The organism is Pseudomonas soli (assembly GCF_021283165.2).
Lineage (GTDB): Bacteria > Pseudomonadota > Gammaproteobacteria > Pseudomonadales > Pseudomonadaceae > Aquipseudomonas > Aquipseudomonas soli.
On record NZ_CP128543.1, the window covers coordinates 2,573,355 to 2,588,219 of the forward strand.

The 14,865-nt window shown below is 66.3% G+C and carries 15 protein-coding genes; 11 read left to right on the forward strand and 4 right to left on the reverse strand.

What is annotated here, in order from left to right; genetic code table 11:
- Positions 1-137: 137 nt before the first annotated feature.
- Positions 138-1,229 (reverse strand): tartrate dehydrogenase, encoded by a 1,092-nt coding sequence (locus tag LU688_RS12040; RefSeq protein WP_038705913.1) that lies wholly within the window; start codon positions 1,227-1,229, stop codon positions 138-140.
- Between the two features lie 95 nt (positions 1,230-1,324).
- Between LU688_RS12040 and LU688_RS12045 the strand changes: the two genes are divergently transcribed.
- The 8 genes from LU688_RS12045 to LU688_RS12080 all read left to right on the forward strand — a co-directional run bounded on the left by LU688_RS12045 (position 1,325) and on the right by LU688_RS12080 (position 10,192).
- Positions 1,325-2,236: a LysR substrate-binding domain-containing protein gene (locus tag LU688_RS12045; RefSeq protein ID WP_038705914.1), complete on the forward strand. Its 912-nt coding sequence runs from the start codon at positions 1,325-1,327 to the stop codon at positions 2,234-2,236.
- 162 nt (positions 2,237-2,398) lie between these two features.
- Positions 2,399-5,230 carry a xanthine dehydrogenase family protein molybdopterin-binding subunit gene (locus LU688_RS12050; RefSeq protein ID WP_094011101.1) on the forward strand — a complete coding sequence of 944 codons (2,832 nt, stop codon included), beginning with the start codon at positions 2,399-2,401 and terminating at the stop codon, positions 5,228-5,230.
- Positions 5,223-5,762 (forward strand): (2Fe-2S)-binding protein, encoded by a 540-nt coding sequence (locus LU688_RS12055; protein ID WP_232888019.1) that lies wholly within the window; start codon positions 5,223-5,225, stop codon positions 5,760-5,762. Before LU688_RS12050 ends, LU688_RS12055 begins: the two co-directional genes overlap by 8 nt.
- Before the next feature lie 2 nt (positions 5,763-5,764).
- Positions 5,765-6,976, forward strand: coding sequence for a cytochrome c (locus LU688_RS12060; RefSeq protein ID WP_038705916.1), 1,212 nt, complete (start codon positions 5,765-5,767; stop codon positions 6,974-6,976).
- A gap of 3 nt (positions 6,977-6,979) precedes the next feature.
- Complete coding sequence (locus LU688_RS12065; RefSeq protein WP_094011103.1) at positions 6,980-7,951, forward strand: XdhC family protein; 972 nt, start codon at positions 6,980-6,982, stop codon at positions 7,949-7,951.
- Positions 7,948-8,511, forward strand: coding sequence for a nucleotidyltransferase family protein (locus LU688_RS12070; RefSeq protein WP_094011104.1), 564 nt, complete (start codon positions 7,948-7,950; stop codon positions 8,509-8,511). The genes LU688_RS12065 and LU688_RS12070 overlap by 4 nt, the downstream gene beginning before the upstream one ends.
- Before the next feature lie 119 nt (positions 8,512-8,630).
- On the forward strand, positions 8,631-9,485 hold the full coding sequence (gene hchA, locus LU688_RS12075) for a glyoxalase III HchA (RefSeq protein ID WP_094011105.1): 855 nt from the start codon (positions 8,631-8,633) through the stop codon (positions 9,483-9,485).
- Positions 9,482-10,192, forward strand: coding sequence for a PA1136 family autoinducer-binding transcriptional regulator (locus LU688_RS12080; RefSeq protein WP_094011106.1), 711 nt, complete (start codon positions 9,482-9,484; stop codon positions 10,190-10,192). The genes hchA and LU688_RS12080 overlap by 4 nt, the downstream gene beginning before the upstream one ends.
- 1 nt (position 10,193) lies before the next feature.
- Here the strand turns inward: LU688_RS12080 and LU688_RS12085 are convergent, their stop codons facing one another.
- Positions 10,194-11,186, reverse strand: a complete 993-nt coding sequence (locus LU688_RS12085) for an NAD(P)H-quinone oxidoreductase (RefSeq protein ID WP_177182907.1) — start codon at positions 11,184-11,186, stop codon at positions 10,194-10,196.
- 175 nt (positions 11,187-11,361) lie between these two features.
- Between LU688_RS12085 and LU688_RS12090 the strand changes: the two genes are divergently transcribed.
- Positions 11,362-12,234, forward strand: a complete 873-nt coding sequence (locus LU688_RS12090) for a LysR family transcriptional regulator (RefSeq protein ID WP_038705920.1) — start codon at positions 11,362-11,364, stop codon at positions 12,232-12,234.
- A 12-nt stretch (positions 12,235-12,246) separates the two neighbouring features.
- Here the strand turns inward: LU688_RS12090 and LU688_RS12095 are convergent, their stop codons facing one another.
- Both LU688_RS12095 and LU688_RS12100 read right to left on the reverse strand, forming a co-directional pair.
- The gene (locus LU688_RS12095; RefSeq protein ID WP_094011108.1) at positions 12,247-12,720 is read right to left on the reverse strand and encodes a VOC family protein; all 474 of its coding nucleotides are present in this window, start codon (positions 12,718-12,720) and stop codon (positions 12,247-12,249) included.
- 25 nt (positions 12,721-12,745) lie between these two features.
- On the reverse strand, positions 12,746-12,925 hold the full coding sequence (locus LU688_RS12100; protein ID WP_046855970.1) for a DUF2986 domain-containing protein: 180 nt from the start codon (positions 12,923-12,925) through the stop codon (positions 12,746-12,748).
- A gap of 153 nt (positions 12,926-13,078) precedes the next feature.
- Here LU688_RS12100 and LU688_RS12105 point away from each other — a divergent pair, with 153 nt between their 5' ends.
- Together LU688_RS12105 and LU688_RS12110 are read left to right on the forward strand one after the other, a co-directional pair.
- Entirely contained in the window at positions 13,079-13,849 is a 771-nt protein-coding gene (locus LU688_RS12105; protein WP_094011109.1) for a ribonuclease T2 family protein, read from the forward strand.
- 343 nt (positions 13,850-14,192) lie between these two features.
- Positions 14,193-14,828 carry a lytic polysaccharide monooxygenase auxiliary activity family 9 protein gene (locus tag LU688_RS12110; protein ID WP_023630096.1) on the forward strand — a complete coding sequence of 212 codons (636 nt, stop codon included), beginning with the start codon at positions 14,193-14,195 and terminating at the stop codon, positions 14,826-14,828.
- Positions 14,829-14,865: the final 37 nt, after the last annotated feature.

The window sequence follows — 14,865 nt, forward strand, 5'->3', positions numbered from 1 at the left end:
AAGTATCTTTTGGTTGACAGATTCTGCATTGAATCGAAGTGGGTGGCAATAGGATCGTCGGACAATCCGGATGATTGGGCTGGGTTGGCGATATCGCGGGGCAAGTCGCATCGGCCCCGCGATAACCTGATGCCTAATCAGGCGCCGAGCAGCTCGGCTATGGCCTTGCCCACTTCCTGGGTCGAGCGGCTGCCGCCCATGTCGCGGGTGGTGTCGCCGTTGGCGATCACCGTCTCGATGGCCTTGAGGATGTCGTCGTGGGCCGCCTGGTAGCGGGCATCGTTGTTTTCCTGGCCGAGGAACTCGAGCATCAGCGCGCCGGACCAGATCATCGCGATCGGGTTGGCGATGTTCTTGCCGTAGATGTCCGGCGCCGAGCCATGCACCGGTTCGAACAGCGAGGGGAACTTGCGCTCGGGGTTGAGGTTGGCCGACGGCGCGATGCCGATGGTGCCGGCGCACGCCGGGCCAAGGTCGGAGAGGATGTCACCGAACAGGTTGGAGGCCACCACCACGTCGAAACGCTCCGGCTGCAGCACGAAACGGGCGCAGAGGATGTCGATGTGCTGCTTGTCCCAGCTGATCTCGGGATAGTGGGCGGCCATGGCGGCGGTGCGCTCGTCCCAGTAGGGCATGCTCACGGCCATGCCGTTGGACTTGGTCGCCGAGGTCACGTGCTTGCGCTCGCGGGTCTGCGCCACGTCGAAGGCGTACTTGAGGATGCGGTCGACGCCGCGGCGGGTGAACACCGATTCCTGCAGCACGAACTCGTTGTCGGTGCCTTCGAACATGCGCCCGCCCAGGGAGGAATATTCGCCCTCGGTGTTCTCGCGGATCACCACGAAGTCGATGTCGCCGGGCTGCTTGTTCGCCAGCGGGCAGGGTACTCCGGGGAACAGGCGCACCGGGCGGATGTTCACGTACTGGTCGAAGTCGCGGCGGAACTTGAGCAGGGAGCCCCACAGCGAGATGTGGTCCGGGACTTTGTCGGGCCAGCCGACGGCGCCGAAGTACAGGGCGTCGAAGCCCTTGAGCTGGTCGAACCAGTCGTCGGGCATCATCTTGCCGTGGGCCAGGTAGTAGTCGCAGCTGGCCCATTCGAAGAACTCGAACTGCAGGTCCAGGCCGTGCTTGCGGGCGGCGGCCTCGACCACGCGCAGGCCTTCGGGGAGGACTTCGTTGCCGATGCCGTCACCAGGGATGGCGGCGATCTTGAAGGTCTTGGTCATGGGGCGCATCTCGTGTCCAGGGAAGATGCACGCCATGCTATAAGGCTGTGCTTCGGAGATAATCCGGCAATCCATCAATTCTTGGTACACGAAACGTGAATAATCTGCCGAACCTGGATGACCTCGACATCTTCCTGCAGGTGGCCCGCCGCGCCAGCTTCGCCGCAGTGGCGGACGAGCGCGGCATGTCGGCGGCGTTCATCAGCAAGCGTATTCGCTTGCTGGAGGAAAGCCTCGGCGTGCGCCTGCTGCACCGCACCACCCGGCGGGTCACTGTGAGCGAGGAGGGCGAGCGCGTGTACCAGTGGGCGCAGCAGATCTTCGAGACCCTGCGGCGCATGGACGACGACCTCAACGCCGGCCAGCGCGAGCCGGCGGGGCAGCTGCGCATCGCCAGCAGCCTTGGGCTGGGGCGGCGCTTCGTGGCGCCGGCGCTGTCGGAGCTGGCGGCGCGATACCCAGGGCTGGACATTCGCCTGGATGTGCATGACCGCCTGGTGGACCTGATCGCCGAAGGGGTGGACCTGGACATCCGCGTGGGCAACGTCATCGCCCCGCACCTGATCGCCAAGCCCCTGGCACGCAACCGTCGGGTGCTGTGCGCCGCCCCTGGCTACCTGGCCGCGCATGGCACGCCGCGGGTGCTGGCCGACCTGGCCAGCCATGACTGCCTGGTGATCAAGGAGCGCGACCACCCGTTCGGCCTGTGGCACCTGGAAGGCCCCCAGGGCGAGGAAAGCGTGCGCGTCACCGGCGGGCTTTCCAGCAACCACGGCGAGGTGGCGCACCAATGGTGCCTGGATGGGCAGGGGATCCTGTTGCGCTCCTGGTGGGACGTGCATGACAGCATTGCCGACGGGCGCCTGGTGCAAGTGCTGCCCGAGTACCAGCAGGCGGCGGATATCTGGGCGGTTTATACCGCGCCGTTGGCAGGTTCGGCCAAGGTGCGGGTGGCGGTGGAGTTCTTCCGCCAGTACTTCGCCGAGCGCTATCGCTTGCCCGATTAAACCTTCGCGGCGCCCCGCGACAAGTTGTCTGCTTGACTTGCAGGGTACCCTACGATCGTTAACTTGACTTCATGGTCAGATTTTGTGATCGTGCGCGCCCTTTCAGTTTCTCAAGCAGCAGAAAAAGCATGGGCAACCCAAGAGCTGCCCAGAGGATCAACCATGTCCAACCGTGATATTTCCCGGCGTTCGTTCCTGCAAGGCGGGCTGATCGCCGGTGTCGGCGTGACCATGGCGCCGCTCGGCAGCCAGGCGTTCGCCGCCCTGATGGAGAGCAAGGTCACCACCTCGCCGCAGAAGTGGATGAACCACGACGGCAAGGTGCGTTTGCGAAACGACGCGCTGTCCAAGGTCTGCGGCAACAAGGTGTTCGCCCGCGACATCCGTGCCAAGGACATGCCTGGCTGGCCACAGCAGCAAGGCCACGCCATGCTGCTCAAGGCGACCAAGGCCGACCGTATCTACGCGGGCTACGACCTGTCGCTGCTGGGCGCCGAGCTGCAGCCGGACCGCGTCGTCAGCGCCGATGACCTGAAGAAGGACGGCATCGCCTGGCCCGAGGCCCACTCGCCAGACCCCTTGCTGCCGCCCGGCCAGGTACCGATGTTCATCGGCCACCCGGTGGCGATCCTGATCTGGAACGACTTCGAGCGCTTCCGCAAGGCCAAGCTCAAGCTGCAGTTCAACGACCAGGCGATCCGCTACGGCGCCCAGGCCCCGCTGTACCAGCGCGATCCTTACGGCAGCTTCCGTTTCGTGCGCGTGGCCGGCAAGACGCCGTTCGACGAGGACGAATACTCGAGCCTGAAGAACACCATGCTGTTCCCCACCATCCTGGCGCGCAAGCCGGTATGGACCGCCGAGCCCAAGCAGCATGGCACCCTCACCGAGCAGGGGATGTTCTACGCCCAGCGCATCGACGAGCAGCTCAAGCAGCCGCCGGAAGACTGGCTGCTGTTCGACGAGCGTTACAAGACCCCGTCGATCGAGCCCGCAGCCCTCGAGCCGGACAACGGCAACGGCTGGTTCGACCCGGCCACCGGCACCCTGCATTTCGTCGTCGCCACCCAGTGTCCGTTCGAAGTGGCGCAGGAATGCGTGCACATGATCAAGCCATCGCGTTTCGGCCTGAAGCACCTGAACATGCACCCGGGCTACACCGTCGGCTACGGCTCCAAGGACAACAACATCTTCGTGTTCTACGCCGCCGTCGCCGCCCTGTACGGCGCGGGCGTGCCGATCCGCCTGGCCAACGACCGCTACGAGCAGTTCCAGAGCGGCATCAAGCGCCACCCGTTCGACATCCGCTACCAGCTGGCCGTCGACAAGAAGGACATGAGCTTCAAGATCTTCCGCGCCGACATGACCGTCGACGGCGGCGGGCGCATCAACTACAGCCCGTCAGTGGCCTCGGTGGGCGCTACCGCCGCGCAGTCGATCTACTACATGCCGCAGAACGACCTGTCGGTCACCGCCTACCACTCGCGCGGCGTCGAGGCCGGCTCCATGCGCGGCTACGGCACCCTGCAGAGCATGGCCGCCACCGAGATGATGGTCGACGAGATTGCCGATCGCCTGGGCGTGGATGCCATCGAGCTGCGCCGCAAGAACGCGCTCAAGTCGGGCATGAAGAACACCCAGGGCGCGGTACCCGCCGGTGCCCTGCGCCTGCACGAGATCCTCGACAAGGCCGCGGAACACGACTGGTGGAAGAACCGCCATGCGCGCAAGCAGGCCGAAGACGCCAAGGACCACGACAACTGGTACGGCGTGGGCTTCGCCATCACCCAGAAGGACTTCGGCACCGGCGCCGAAGCGCCGATGGCGGCGGTCGAGTTCACTGCCGATGGCCAGATTACTCTGCGCCATATCGGCACCGAGCTGGGCACCGGCATGTCGACCTCCCAGGCCCTGGTGGTCAGCGACTTCCTCGGCCGCGTCGCCGATCACGTGCAGACCGCCCAGACCGAATGGCCTGAGCTGCAACTGAGCACCAGCGGCAACCCCTACCTGATCAGCCAGGCCGAGCAGGACGCCGCGCTGCGCAACCCGCGCTGGGTCGCCAAGCTGGCTTCGCCGTCGTCGGCGACCAACTCGGCGTTCTACTTCAGCCACGCCACCCGCGAGGCGGCCCGAGTGCTGTTCAACCACGGCCTGTGGCCGGCGGCCATGGCCTTGTGGAGCCAGGGCCCGTTCGGCGGCCAGGCCAATCCGTTGGTGGTGCGCCGCGAGAACGCGGTGTGGGTCAACGGCGCGCTGACCGGCAATGGCCTGGAGCCGATCCCGTTCGCGGAGCTTGCCAAGAAGGCCCACGAGATGGGCCTGATTACCGGCGTCAGCGTACATGGCTTCAACCGCTGGAGCTGGGCCGAGGCCGACTTCGTCATCGACGGCGTGCGCGAGCGCCTGCCGCTCGATGCCCTGGCGGTGAAGTACGGCGACGGTGCGCTGAACGCGAAGAAGGCGCAGATGAACAGCGCCGGCTTCCACCTGCTCGACCGGCAGAACGTCGAGTACCCGGCCACCCAGCTGAACAACGCCATGGTCACCTACTACAGCCCGGTGGCGACCATCGTCGAGGTCAAGGTGAACAAGGGCAGCGGCGAGGTCAGCGTGCTCAACCACCACAGCTGGGTCGAGTGCGGCCGGGTGCTGGTGCCCGAGCTGGTCAAGGGCCAGCTCGAGGGCGGTATCGCCATGGGCATCGGCCATGCGCTGCTGGAGGAGATGCCGCTGTACGAGGGTGGCCCGGGCGAGGGCGACTGGAACTTCAACCGTTACCGCCTGCCGATGGCCCGGCATGTGGCGGTGTGGAAACAGACGTCCGAGATCCTGCCGCCGCTGTCGCCGACCGACCCGTCCAAGGGCATCGCCGAGGTGGTGATGATCCCGGTGGTCGGCGCCATCGGCAACGCCGTGGCCCATGCCATCGGCAAGCGTGTCCGCGACCTGCCCATCACCCCCGCCCGCGTCAAGGAGGCCCTCAATGGCTGACCGCAAGCTGCAACTGACCCTCAACGGTCAATCTGTCGTCACCGAGGTGGTCCCCGATGACCTGGCGATGATCGACTACCTGCACGAGTACCAGAACCTCACCGGCTCGCGCCTGGGCTGCGGGCAGGGCATCTGCCATGCCTGCGTGGTGATCGTCGACAACCCCGACGGCACCAGCGAGGAAGTGCGCACCTGCATCACCGGCGCGCACTATTTCGAGGGCAAGCAAGTGCGCACCATCGAAGGCCACGCCAAGCGCGACGATGCGGGCAACCCCACCGAGTTGAACCCGATCCAGCAGAAGTTCGTCGACCGCTTCGCCTTCCAGTGCAGCTACTGCGCCCCGGGCTTCGTCAACGCCGCCACGGTGCTGGTGGAGAAGGCCCAGCGCAAGCCGCTGAAAAAGAGCGAGCTGGAGCAGGCCATCGAAGCCAGCCTCGGCCACCATGTGTGCCGCTGCACCGGCTATGTGCGCTACTACGAGGGGACCCGCGACGTGCTGGGCGACCTCGGCCTGGTCAAGGAGGGTTGAGCATGACGCGAGTTCTGAGCAGCCTGGCCCTGGCCATTGGCGCGCTGGTCGCCTGCAATGTCCAGGCGGCCGACGAGGCATTGATCAAGCGCGGCGAATACCTCGCCCGCGCCGCCGACTGCATGGCCTGCCACACCGCCGAAGGCGGCGCGCCCTACGCCGGCGGTCTGCCGATCCATTCGCCGTTCGGCACCATCTACGGCACCAACATCACCCCGGACAAGCAGCACGGCATCGGCAACTACAGCAGCGACGAGTTCTTCGCCGCCCTCACCGAGGGCAAGCGCAAGGACGGCGCCAACCTCTATCCGGCCATGCCCTACACCTCGTACCACCTGATCAAGCGTGAGGATTCCGATGCGATCCACGCCTACCTGATGAGCGTGGCGCCAATCAACCGGCCGGCGCCGGAAACCAGCCTGAGCTTCCCGTTCAACGTGCGCACCGGCCTGATGGGCTGGAACCTGCTGTACGGCAAGAGCGTGCAGCTGGAGGAAGGCAAGGGCAACAGCGAGGCATGGAAGCGCGGCCAGTACATGGTCGAAGTGCTCGGCCATTGCGGCGAGTGCCACACCCCGCGCAACCCCATCGGCGCGCTGCAGCAGGACAAACGCCTGACCGGCGGCCTGCTGCTGGGCTACCTGGCGCCGAGCCTGCTGGCCCAGGACCTGGCCGACCGCGGCTGGAACCAGGCCGACCTGGCGACCTTCCTCAAGCACGGTATCAGTGCCCAGGGCAGCATGTTCAACGAGATGTACCCGGTGGTGCACCACAGCACCCAGCACCTTGAAGACAGCGACCTGTCGGCCATGGCCACCTACCTGCTGGGCGACCAGCCGCCGGCGGCCAAGGTGGTGCAGGCGGTGGCCCATGAAACCCTGGGCGAGAGCGCCAAGCGTGGCCGCCAGCAGTACCTCAATGTCTGCGCCGGCTGCCACGGCGGCGATGGCGAGGGCAAGCCGCACATCGCCGTGGCCATGCAGGGCAACACCGTGCTGCGCCAGGCCGACTCGCGCAACCTGGTCAAGGCCATCGTCGACGGCATCCGCGAACAGCAGTTCACCGGCTTCGAGCGCATGCAGCCGATGCCGGGCTTTGCCGACAAGCTCGACGACCAGCAGTTGACCGACATGGTCAACTACCTGCGCGAAGCCTGGGGCGGCCTGCCGGGCGACCTGACCACCCAGCAGCTGGCCCAGCTGAAGGCGGATTGACCCGTGCAGCATCTCGACCTGCAGGTGGTGCGCCAGGCGGCGCAATGGTCGCGCGACGGCCTGCGCGTATGGTTGTGCAGCGTGCTGTGCACCTATGGCTCGGCGCCGCGCGCGCCGGGCTCGCTGCTGGCGGTAAGCGAGGGCGGGCACTGGGTGGGATCGCTGTCGGGCGGCTGCGTCGAGGATGACTTCCTCGAGCGGGTCGCCGCCGGCGAATTCGCCACGGCGGTTGCCGTGGTGCGCTATGGCGACGGCAGCGACACCCGCGGCAACATTCGCTTGCCGTGCGGCGGCATTCTCGACGTGCTGGTGGAGAACCTGCCCGGCGACTGCGCCACCCAGGCGCATCTTGCCGAGCTGGAGAGCGCCTTGCTCGGTCGTCGGCGGCTGTTGCGCGAGGTCGACCTGCGCAGCGGTGAACGGCGGCTGAGCGATGACCTCGGCCAGGGGCCACGGGTGGAGCGTGGCGAGCACTGCGTGCGCCTGCGCATCGGCGCCGCCCAGCGCCTGTTGCTGGCGGGGTATTCGAGCGTCGCGCATTTCTGCGCCGAATTCGGCAAGGGCCTGGGCTTCGAGGTGGTGCTGTGCGACCCTCGCGACGAGGTGATGGACAACGTGGCGCTGGACGGGATAGAAATCCGTCGTGAACTGCCTTCGCTGTTCATCGCCAACGGCGGCTGCCATCGCGACACCGCGGTGGTGGCGCTCACCCACGACCCCAAGATCGACGACCTGGCCATGCTCGAAGCAGTGCGTACCGAAGCGTTCTACATCGGGGTAATGGGTTCACAGGCCACCTCGGCCAAGCGTCGTGAGCGCCTGCGCCGTATCGGTGAGCTGGGTGATGCCGACATGGCGCGCATTCATGCGCCGATCGGCCTGAACCTGGGCAGCAAGACGCCGGCGGAGATCGCCCTGGCGGTACTCGCAGATATCTTGCGGACCCGCAGCGGCATCGCCCGCGAGGCCTTGTGAAGGTCGTCGCCCTGGTGCTCGCGGCCGGGCAGGGCGCGCGCTTCGGCGCGGACAAGCGCCAGGCCCTGCTGGCCGATGGGCGCAGCCTGCTGCAGCACTGCGTCGAGCGCGCCCTGGCGGTGTTCGACGAGGTGCGCGTGGTGCTGCGCGCAGGCGAGCGGGCCGAGGATCTTGGGCTGCCGCCAGCCTGCCGGGTCGTCCACAGCCCCGAGGCGGGCCTGGGCATGGGTCATAGCCTGGCGGCCGGCGCGGCGTCGCTGGGTGACAGCGAGGCGCAGGCAGTGGCGATCCTGCTCGGGGACATGCCGTGGATCGGGGCGGAGACCTTCCGTCGTCTGCTCGCCTCGGCGGCGCCCTCGGTCATCGTGGTGCCGCGTCATCAGGGGCAGAACGGCCACCCGGTGGTGTTCGGCCGGGATTACTGGGCCGAGCTGACGCTGTTGGTTGGTGATGAAGGGGCGCGCTCGGTGCTGCGGCGGCATGCGAGCAGCGTTTTGCTCCTGGAATTGCAGGACAGCGGTGTGCTGCGCGACGTCGATACGCCCTCGGCGCTCGGCTAGACTGCCCGGGGGCCGCTGCGTCACCGACGCCACCATTGAGGGAAAACCCTCATTGCCGCTCATCCGGCGGCCTCCTAGCATGGATCCGGTTACCTACCCCAGGCCACAGGAGCACTACCATGACCAGCCCCAACGACGACAAACGCCCAACCCCCGACCCGGCCGAGGACAACGCCTTCTTCCCTTCGCCGTACTCCCTCAGCCAGTTCACCTCGCGCAAGTCCGACCTCAGCGGCGCCGACTATCCCGACGCCTACCGTGGCGGACGCTGGAAGGTCCTGCTGATCGGCGCCGACGAGCGCTACCTGCTCACCGACAACGGCACGCTGTTCTCCACCGGCAACCACCCGGTGGAAACCCTGCTGCCGATGTACCACCTGGACAAGGCCGGTTTCGCCTTCGACGTCGCGACCTTGTCGGGCAACCCGGTCAAGTTCGAATACTGGGCCATGCCCGGCGAGGACACCGAGGTGCTGGGCCTGTTCGATCGCTACAAGCCAGCGTTCAAGCAGCCGCGCAAGCTCGCCGATGTGCTGGAACAGGCCCTGGGTGAGGACTCGGACTATATCGGTGTGTTCATCCCGGGCGGCCACGGCGCGCTGATCGGCCTGCCGGAAAGCGAGGAAGTCGGGCGAGTGCTGAAATGGGCGGCGGACCACGACAAGTTCGTCATCACCCTGTGCCACGGCCCGGCGGCGCTGCTGGCCGGCGGCAAGCTCTACGACGGCTACAAGATCTGCGCCTTCCCTGACGATCTGGATGCCAAGACCCCGGACATCGGCTACATGCCCGGACACCTGACCTGGAAGTTCGGCGAACGCTTGCAGGCCCAAGGCGTCGAGATCATCAACGAGGGTATCTCCGGTGCCGTCCACCAGGACCGCAAGCTGCTCACCGGCGACAGTCCATTGGCCGGCAATGCCCTGGGCAAGCTGGCCGCCTCGGCGCTGCTCAAGGCAGTCAACGGCGGATGAGGGACCTGCCATTCGACCAGGTGGTGCAAGCCGTCCAGCGGATCGCGCAGGCCACTGACCTCGCGGATATCCAGTCGGCCGTGCGCAATGTCGCCCGGCCGCTGGGCTATGACCGCTTCGTGCTGTTCAGCGCCAGCGCTGCGCGGGACGAGGTGGTCGAGCGTATCCATTGGGTGGAGGGGGACTGGTTCGGCGATGGCCAGGCGGTCGACGCCCAGACCTACGTGCGCCACTGTCCGGTGACCCGTCACCTGCTGGCGGCACGCGAGCCGTTCTTCTGGAGCAAGCGGCTGGACGATGGCAACGAGCGTTATCGCGTGGTGCGGGCGCCGAGCGGGCCGGGTATCCACGGCTTGCAGGTGCCGGTGTTCGGTCCCGCAGGCCTGGAGGGCGCCATGAGTTTCGGTGGAGCGCAGGTCGTGGCGACACCTGCCGCACGCCTGGCCCTGACGCTGCTGGCCCAGGCCGCGTTCGCGGGCGCTCGGCGGCTGCTGGAAGTGCCCAGCGGCCAGGGGCGTTTGTCCGAGCGTGAGCGCCAGGTCCTGGCCTGGACCGCCGCCGGGCAGCGCCAGGCCGATATCGCCGCCACCCTCGGACTATCACTGCGCACGGTGGAAAACCACCTGCGCGCCGCCCGCCGGCGCCTGGGGGTGAGCACCACCGCCCAGGCGATCAGGATCGCCCTGGGCAGCGGTGCGCTCGACTGACTCAGCCCTTGTGCGCGACGTTCAGCACCACCTTGCCGATATGCCGGCCCGACTCCATCAGTTCATGGGCCTGGCTGGCCGCGGCCAGTGGGAAGGTGGCGTGGATCAGCGGCTTGACCGCGCCGCTGCGTACATGGGGCCAGGCCTTGGCTTGCAACTCGCCGAGGATCGCCGCCTTGTCGTCGGCGCTGCGCGCGCGCAGGGTCGAGCCGATATGGGTCAGGCGCTTGGTCAGCAGTGGGAACAGGTCGACCTCGGTGGCCGGGCCCTTGACCACGCCGATCTGCACGATGCGCCCGTCCATGGCGGCGGCCCTGAAGTTCCGCGCCACGTAGTCGCCGGCGATGATGTCGACGATCACATCCACGCCCTTGCCGTCGGTGTGCGCCATGACTTGCTCGACGAAGTCCTCGCGGGTGTAGTCGATGGCCACGTCGGCGCCAAGTTCGAGGCTTGCGGCCTGTTGCCCGGCGCCATTGACCGTGGTGAAGATCTTCGCCGCGCCGAAGGCCCGGGCCAGCTGCGTCGCGGTAGTGCCGATGCCCGACGCGCCGCCATGGATCAGCACGCTTTCACCGGCCTTGAAGCCGCCGCGCTGGAACAGGTTGACCCACACGGTCATGAAGGTTTCCGGCAGCGCCGCGCCCTCGACCATCGACAGGTTTTCCGGCAGGTGCGCGGTGGTGCGTTCGTCGGCCACGGCGTACTCGGCATAACCACCGCCCTGGACCAGCGCGATCACGGCATCGCCGAGGGCAAAGTGACGGACCTGCTCGCCGATGGCCACCACCTTGCCGGCGATCTCCAGGCCCGGGATGGCCGGCGCGCCGGCGGGTGGATCGTACAGGCCCTTGCGCTGCAGCAGGTCGGGGCCGTTGACGCCGGCGGCATGCACCTGCACCAGCACCTCGCGCGGGCCTGGCTGGGGCGTGGCATGGCTGGCAACCTGCAGGACCTCGGGGCCGCCTGGCCGGGTGATGTCGATGGCGCTCATTTGGCTGGGGATGATGTGACGCATGAAGACCTCTGTCATTCTGAAGAAAGGCCGTGTCGGCCCGTTGCATCACAGGGTATGCAAGCCGGGTTGCCCGGTCGCGCGGCGATTTTGCGACGCACCTTTGCAGATTTTCTTCAGCCGGCAGTGGCTGCGCTGAATCAGGAGTAGACCAATGAACTGGGATGATGCGCGCATGCTGCTGGCCTTGAGCCGCGAACAGACCCTGCGCCGCGCCGCCCGCGTGCTGCGGGTCGACCAGGCCACGGTGGGCCGGCGAGTGGCGGCGCTGGAGGCGGACCTGGGCTCGACCCTGTTCCTGCGCACGCCGGCCGGCTACCAGTTGACCGCCATCGGTGAAGTGGCCGTGGAAATGGCGCAGAAGATGGAACAGGCGGCCCTGGAACTGGCCCGCCGAACCCGAGGCGCGGATAACGAGGAGGCCGGCGAAGTGCGCATCGCCACTACCGACTCCCTGGCCCTGGAATTCGTCATCCCGGCACTGCGGCAGGTGCACGAGACCCATCCCGAGGTGCGCGTGGTGCTCAGCGGCAGCTCGGAGATCGTCAACCTGTCGCAACGCGAAACCGACATCGCCATCCGCAATCAGCGCCCGGACAGCCCCGACCTGGTGCTGCGCAAGCTGGCCAGCTGGCAGATGGGCCTGTTCGCCTCGGCGGATTACCTGGCGCGCCGGGGCGTGCCGGAAGAGGGCAGCTTTGCCGGCCACGACCTGGTGGTGTATGAGCCGTATTGGCGCGACCGTGCCGAACCGACCCTGGTGGACGTGCCCATGGGCGAAGGGCGGGTGGTGATGGCGGCCAACGCCAGCATGATGCTGCGCCGCGGCATCGCCGAAGGCCTGGGCCTGGGGGAGATCCCGGTGGAGCTGGGGCAGCGTGACGGCTTGCGGCGAGTCTGGCCCCAGCGTACGCGCAGCCAGCCCTACGAGGTGTGGATGGTCACCCACCAGGACCTGCGCCACACGGCGCGGGTGCGCGCGGTGATCGACCAGTTGGTGCGGGCGTTTGCCGGGCCAGGCGAGTGACGGGCGCTGCAGTCAGCCTGCAACGGCCAAAGGGCTGAACGCGTCTGCGATGAAGGCTTCGAGGGCCTGGGCCTCGATGATCTCGATCGAGAAATGCCCGAAACGCTTGGGCAACCAGATGATGCGGGCTCCGGCAGGCGACTGCAGGTGCTCGCGAGCCAGTGGCTTGCCGTTCTCGTCCTCGGGCTGGATGCCATTGGCCGTCAGTTGGTCATAGGCTTGCTCGATGTCCGGCGTGGAGTAGCAGTGGCGGTAGATCATCCCTTCGCCGTGGGTATCGAGCAGGTCCTTGAGGTTGCCCGCCAGCGGCTGGACCAGCATGAAACGCTCCTGGCCGACCCGGGCGATCGCATAGTGGACGTGCAGGCCGCCGCGTTCCCAGACCAGCGGGCGGGAAATGTCGGCGCCCAGCACTTGTGCGTAATAGCTACAGGCGGCGTCCAGATCGGCGACCAGTACATCCACGTGGCTGAACTTGAGGTCCATCGCATTGCTCGCTCATGCAGAAGGTTCAGGGCTGTGCCGGCGCGACGTCGCTCACCGAGTCTGCTTCGGGCTGGCCGGCCTCGGCCGCCAGTTTCAACCGGTCGGCCTTGGAAATGTAGGGGTTCCTGTTTTTCGGCGCCAACTTGGCACTGGCCTTCTTGGCGTGGGCTTTCAACAGCTGGTTGATCTTTTTACGACGGTTCATGTTATTCCACTTCATTGACGCTGGGTGCGGCCGCAGGGCGAACGATACAGCAAACCGCCACTGACGAATCGTCATATTCGCGCTACACCATCAGCTGACGGGTTTAACCGAGCGACAGGCACGGAGCCTGTCGCACCCGACAAGGAGGTCATCATGCAATGGACGCCACAATCTGCAACCTGCCTGAAAGCGCTGCTCTTTGGCTGCCTGGCAGCCGCCGCCTCGCCTATCTTCGCCGAGCAAATCTGCGCGCTGCCCGACAGCGTCGAGCCTGCGCCGGCCCGCCCGGTGGACTACGTCAACAAGGACCTGCCCACGGATTACCTGGCCCTGGTGCTGTCCTGGTCGCCGGAGCATTGTGAAGCCCAGCGCAACAAGCCCAAGGCGCAACGCGAAAAGCATGCCTTCCAGTGCTTCTCGGGCAATCGTTTCGAATGGGTGGTGCACGGCCTGTGGCCGCAGAATGGCTACGCCAGGTCCAACCAGGACCATCCGCGCAACTGCCAGACAGTCGGTTCGCTACCGGCACCCTTGGTCAGGCAGCACCTGTGCATGATGCCCGGGCCGGACCTGATGCAGAACGAATGGCAGGCCCACGGTACCTGCGGCTGGTCGTCGCCGGAGCGCTACTTTGCCGATATCCAGCGGGTCTACGACTCGCTGCAGCGGCCCTCCCTGCAGGAAATGCTCGGCAGCGAAGCGGGCCCCAACCAATTGGTGGACGCCAAGGTGAGCGACATCAAGCAGGCGTTCCTGGCCCATAACCCGGCGCTGCCTGCGCAGAGCCTGCGGGTATCGGTGGGTTCGGGCAACCGTTTGAAAGAGCTCTGGGTCTGCCTGGACAAGCAGCTCGGGCCGACGCCGTGCCCAGCCGGCGGCACTCCAGACAACCAGCAGATCAAGGTTCGTGCATCCTTCAAGTAGCTTTCCTGCACGGAGCGCACCCAGGCGAGCACCCGCTACTGGCGACTACCTGCGCGTTCGCGCCATCGCCGGCACCCATGTCGTGGTGTTGGTCTGGGCAGTGCTTCATTGGCCCGGAGGCGCGGACACTGGCCAAATGTCGCGCTGGTGTGTAGGTGTTTTCCTTCAAGGTAGGTAGTACATTTTAGGGTGTGCTGTATATCCATCCAGTATTTGTTGGAGGTTCCATGCTTCGGGTACGCCAGGGCCCAAAATGGCTGCGTGGACAATAAATCCAGCTCCGTTAGTTTGAAGGCCTCTCCTTCGGAAAGGGAGAGTTCACAAACCACATGGAGTTACAACGATGAACCAACCAGAAAACCAGAACCCGCTTCGTCACGGTCGTGTCACCTCCCCAGCCTCGCGTGGCGCGGTCGCCATCGACCTCGGCGTGCTGAGTGGCTGGCAGGTCGATGAAATGGAAGGCGGCAAGAACTTCCCGGCCCTGGCCGCCGGTCCGTTCCCGGCGCCGTTCCAGTCGGACAACCCGAGCGTCGCCCCGCCCGCCGATGGCTACATCCTCAGCGGTGGCAAGACCGACGCCCGTGACTGCGTCAACTTCACCGACGAGGAGATGGGCAAGAAGCTCAACCGCGCCTTCACCTGGCCGCTGATCAATGTCGACGCCGGGCAAGTGTTCAAGGTGACCTGGCGCTACACCGCGCCGCATACCACCCGCGGCTATCGCTGGCTGATCACCAAGGACGGCTGGGACCCGAAACAACGCATCACCCGTGCGCAACTGGAAGACAAGCCGTTCGCCGAGGACTTCTACCCGCAGGTGCCGTACTACAGCCACGCCGGCGAGTTGAAGGCCAAGGTCGATCACGAAGTGAAGCTGCCGGCCAACAAAAAGGGCCGTCACGTGATCGTGCTGATGTGGATCGTCGCCAATACCGGCAACGCCTTCTACCAGGCATTCGACGTCGACTTCCAGTAAGTCCGCGGGATCTACACACGTTCTGAAGGATTAGAAC

What these genes read in the sequence shown, in the direction of transcription:
- LU688_RS12040 (WP_038705913.1), bottom strand. Translation starts at nt 1,229, where the DNA reads ATGACCAAGACCTTCAAGATCGCCGCCATCCCTGGTGACGGCATCGGC.
- LU688_RS12085 (WP_177182907.1), bottom strand. Translation starts at nt 11,186, where the DNA reads ATGAGCGCCATCGACATCACCCGGCCAGGCGGCCCCGAGGTCCTGCAG.
- LU688_RS12110 (WP_023630096.1), top strand. Translation starts at nt 14,193, where the DNA reads ATGAACCAACCAGAAAACCAGAACCCGCTTCGTCACGGTCGTGTCACC.
- LU688_RS12080 (WP_094011106.1), top strand. Translation starts at nt 9,482, where the DNA reads ATGAGGGACCTGCCATTCGACCAGGTGGTGCAAGCCGTCCAGCGGATC.
- LU688_RS12100 (WP_046855970.1), bottom strand. Translation starts at nt 12,925, where the DNA reads ATGAACCGTCGTAAAAAGATCAACCAGCTGTTGAAAGCCCACGCCAAG.
- LU688_RS12090 (WP_038705920.1), top strand. Translation starts at nt 11,362, where the DNA reads ATGAACTGGGATGATGCGCGCATGCTGCTGGCCTTGAGCCGCGAACAG.
- LU688_RS12050 (WP_094011101.1), top strand. Translation starts at nt 2,399, where the DNA reads ATGTCCAACCGTGATATTTCCCGGCGTTCGTTCCTGCAAGGCGGGCTG.
- LU688_RS12105 (WP_094011109.1), top strand. Translation starts at nt 13,079, where the DNA reads ATGCAATGGACGCCACAATCTGCAACCTGCCTGAAAGCGCTGCTCTTT.
- LU688_RS12060 (WP_038705916.1), top strand. Translation starts at nt 5,765, where the DNA reads ATGACGCGAGTTCTGAGCAGCCTGGCCCTGGCCATTGGCGCGCTGGTC.
- hchA (WP_094011105.1), top strand. Translation starts at nt 8,631, where the DNA reads ATGACCAGCCCCAACGACGACAAACGCCCAACCCCCGACCCGGCCGAG.
- LU688_RS12095 (WP_094011108.1), bottom strand. Translation starts at nt 12,720, where the DNA reads ATGGACCTCAAGTTCAGCCACGTGGATGTACTGGTCGCCGATCTGGAC.
- LU688_RS12055 (WP_232888019.1), top strand. Translation starts at nt 5,223, where the DNA reads ATGGCTGACCGCAAGCTGCAACTGACCCTCAACGGTCAATCTGTCGTC.